Source organism: Raoultella sp. (assembly GCF_039594335.1).
Lineage (GTDB): Bacteria > Pseudomonadota > Gammaproteobacteria > Enterobacterales > Enterobacteriaceae > Klebsiella.
In genome coordinates this window covers 1-2,910 of the sequence record NZ_JBCNNS010000274.1, presented here as the reverse complement: position 1 = coordinate 2,910, position 2,910 = coordinate 1, and the positions used below count along the sequence as shown (strand labels likewise).

Annotated in this window: 2 protein-coding genes, 1 tRNA gene and 1 pseudogene; 3 read left to right on the top strand and 1 reads right to left on the bottom strand. The window is 50.3% G+C overall.

The genetic code is table 11. The features are described 5' to 3' along the window. Window positions 1-133: 133 nt before the first annotated feature. A pseudogene (locus tag ACZAHD_RS22920) lies at window positions 134-339 on the top strand (integrase core domain-containing protein); the annotation flags it as partial. A 42-nt stretch (window positions 340-381) separates the two neighbouring features. Here ACZAHD_RS22920 and argG read toward each other — a convergent pair. After that, window positions 382-1,725, bottom strand: coding sequence for an argininosuccinate synthase (gene argG, locus ACZAHD_RS22915; RefSeq protein WP_462458765.1), 1,344 nt, complete (start codon window positions 1,723-1,725; stop codon window positions 382-384). A gap of 454 nt (window positions 1,726-2,179) precedes the next feature. On the opposite strand from argG, the gene ACZAHD_RS22910 reads away from it, so the two are divergent. Beyond that, a tRNA-Met gene (locus ACZAHD_RS22910) sits at window positions 2,180-2,256 on the top strand. A 206-nt stretch (window positions 2,257-2,462) separates the two neighbouring features. Beyond that, on the top strand, window positions 2,463-2,910 hold a 448-nt coding region (gene rimP / locus ACZAHD_RS22905), incomplete at its 3' end, for a ribosome maturation factor RimP (RefSeq protein WP_462458764.1).

Genomic DNA, 2,910 nt, shown 5'->3' with positions numbered 1-2,910 from the left:
TCCTGACCTGGTGAAGAGGAAACTGCCTGTGGCTCAGACAACTATCCCACTCACACCCGAGCAAAGAATCAAGGAACCTGAAGAGCAGCCTGAACTGGCGAACCAGAAAGCTGATTTTTTGAATCGGTCAACCTGTTCAAGGACAGATGGTTATGACTGCTACCAGAATGCGCAGGCTGAGTGAGTCAACGGGATCCTGAAAAGGCGTTTTTACTCTCGCGGCCGGTCGACCTTGCACAGGCCAGAACGATGATAAAGAAATCCGTGACAATTTATAGCCACGAGCGGCCCCATATGACCCTGAAATACAAAACGCCCGATGATATTCATCAGGCGTTTTACAGGCAAAAACTGTCAATCTATAGCAGGACTAGTCACAGATTATTTGTCTCTGTTTTCCAGGTTTTCTACCTGCGGCAGACCTGTGGCCGAAGAGGCACTCAGCAGGCCCGATTGCGCGTAACCAAACAGCTTGTCACGGGTATCGGTAATATCCAGATTACGCATGGTCAGTTGACCAATGCGGTCCTCTGCCGAGAACATTGAGTCGCCTTTTTCCATCGTCAGACGTTCGGCTTTGTAGGTCAGATTATCGGAGACGGTATTCAGGATGGAGTAGTCGTTTCCGCGACGGAGTTCCAGCGTCACCTCACCGGTGATGGCACTGGCCACCCAACGCTGCAGCGCATCGCGCAGCATCAGGGCCTGGGAGTCAAACCAACGACCCTGATACAGCAGGCGGCCCAGCTGGCGACCATGGGCATGGTACTGCTCAATGGTATCTTCGTTATGAATACCGGTTAGCAGACGCTCATAAGCAATATGCAGCAGCGCCATCCCCGGGGCTTCATAAACACCGCGGCTTTTCGCTTCGATGATGCGGTTTTCGATCTGATCACTCATGCCCAGACCATGACGGCCGCCGATGCGGTTCGCTTCCAGCATCAGCTCGACATCATCACTGAAGGTTTTACCGTTCAACGCCACCGGGTGGCCTTGCTCAAAACGGATGGTCACTTCCTCGGCCGGGATTTTGACGCTTTCGTCCCAGAACTTAACGCCCATGATCGGGTTAACGATTTTCACGCTGGAGTTGAGGAACTCCAGATCCTTCGCTTCGTGGGTTGCGCCCAGCATATTGGAGTCAGTGGAGTAGGCTTTTTCAACGGACATTTTGTAGTCAAAGCCACAGGAAATCATGAACTCAGACATTTCCTGACGGCCGCCAAGCTCGTCGATAAAGTCGCTATCCAGCCACGGTTTGTAAATTTTCAGCTCGGCATTGGTCAGCAGGCCATAGCGATAGAAACGTTCGATATCGTTGCCTTTGTAAGTGCTGCCGTCACCCCAGATGTTGACGCCATCTTCCTTCATCGCTGCAACCAGCATGGTGCCGGTTACCGCACGGCCCAGCGGGGTGGTGTTAAAGTAGGTTAAACCGCCGGTGGTATTGTGGAAAGCACCACACTGAATCGCGGCGATACCTTCTGCAACCAACTGCTTACGGCAGTCGATCAGACGAGCGCCTTCTGCACCGTACTCTTTGGCGCGACGAGGGATTGCATCGTAATCTTCTTCGTCAGGCTGGCCCAGGTTTGCGGTATAGGCATAAGGAACAGCGCCTTTTTTACGCATCCACAGCAGTGCGGCGCTGGTATCCAGACCACCAGAGAAAGCGATACCAATACGTTGACCAACCGGGAGGTGCTTAAGAATCGTCGTCATAAAATAAAACCCTGCTAGATAGACTGTTGTGAGTTCGGTTTATCAAGTCGTAGAACCCGTCCCATTTGACTATTCTGCCTGCCAGTTTTTCTCCGGACAAAGAGCATAATCTTCACGAGCTTTGACGTTGCGCTGGTGACTGCGCGCTTTCCGTAACCAAAGAGGCGGTAACAATGACGTCAAATGGAATAGGTTATTATTGCATTTTTATGCACTAATTGTGAGTTTTCATTTAATCATCTTTTGCAGGTGACCGGAAGTGCTTCATTGCTTTTTTGCTAAAAAAGAGCGAGATGGCAGCACAAACGAGAACAGAGCGAGATGAAATACATGTTGACAAAATATAGAGTTTATCAATAAACTTTACCACGATTTTATGTCCCGTCCTCGGTACCAAATCCCAGCAGTATTTGCGTCTTTTGCTCAATAAGAGTAAAATATGCCACGTTTCAGGCGCGGGGTGGAGCAGCCTGGTAGCTCGTCGGGCTCATAACCCGAAGGTCGTCGGTTCAAATCCGGCCCCCGCAACCACTTTCCCATTGAGTACTTTTTCAAATATACTGTGAGGACTTGCTCCTTCGTATCCGAATTTGAAAGAATTCTCCTGGAAGGTGTTCCAGATCGCAGTTGCGATCGCAGGGTTCAGTTATCTAAAACCCCGATTTATCGGGGTTTTTTGTTATCTGACTTCAGAATAACTGGGCTATACGCCCTTTTTTTATGTCTTGGGGGTGGGTTTGTCCACATTAGAGCAAAAATTAACAGAGATGCTCACGGCGCCGGTTGAAGCGCTTGGCTTTGAGCTGGTCGGCATCGAATTCATTCGCGGTCGCACATCCACACTGCGCATCTATATTGATAGTGATGATGGCATCAATGTTGATGATTGTGCTGATGTGAGCCACCAGGTCAGCGCAGTCATGGATGTCGAAGATCCAATCACCGTAGCTTACAACCTGGAAGTGTCTTCACCTGGTCTCGATCGCCCGATGTTTACCGCCGAACACTATGAGCGTTTTTCCGGTGAGGAAGTCGCGCTGGTATTGCGTATGGCGGTGCAGAACCGTCGCAAATGGCAGGGCATTATCAAAGCGGTAGACGGTGAAATGATCACGGTAACCGTCGAAGGCAAAGATGAAGTGTTCGCGCTGAGTAACATCCAGAAGGCGAACCTGGTTCCCCACT

Excerpts from the sequence above, each read along its gene's own strand:
- argG (WP_462458765.1), bottom strand. The coding sequence starts at position 1,725 with ATGACGACGATTCTTAAGCACCTCCCGGTTGGTCAACGTATTGGTATC.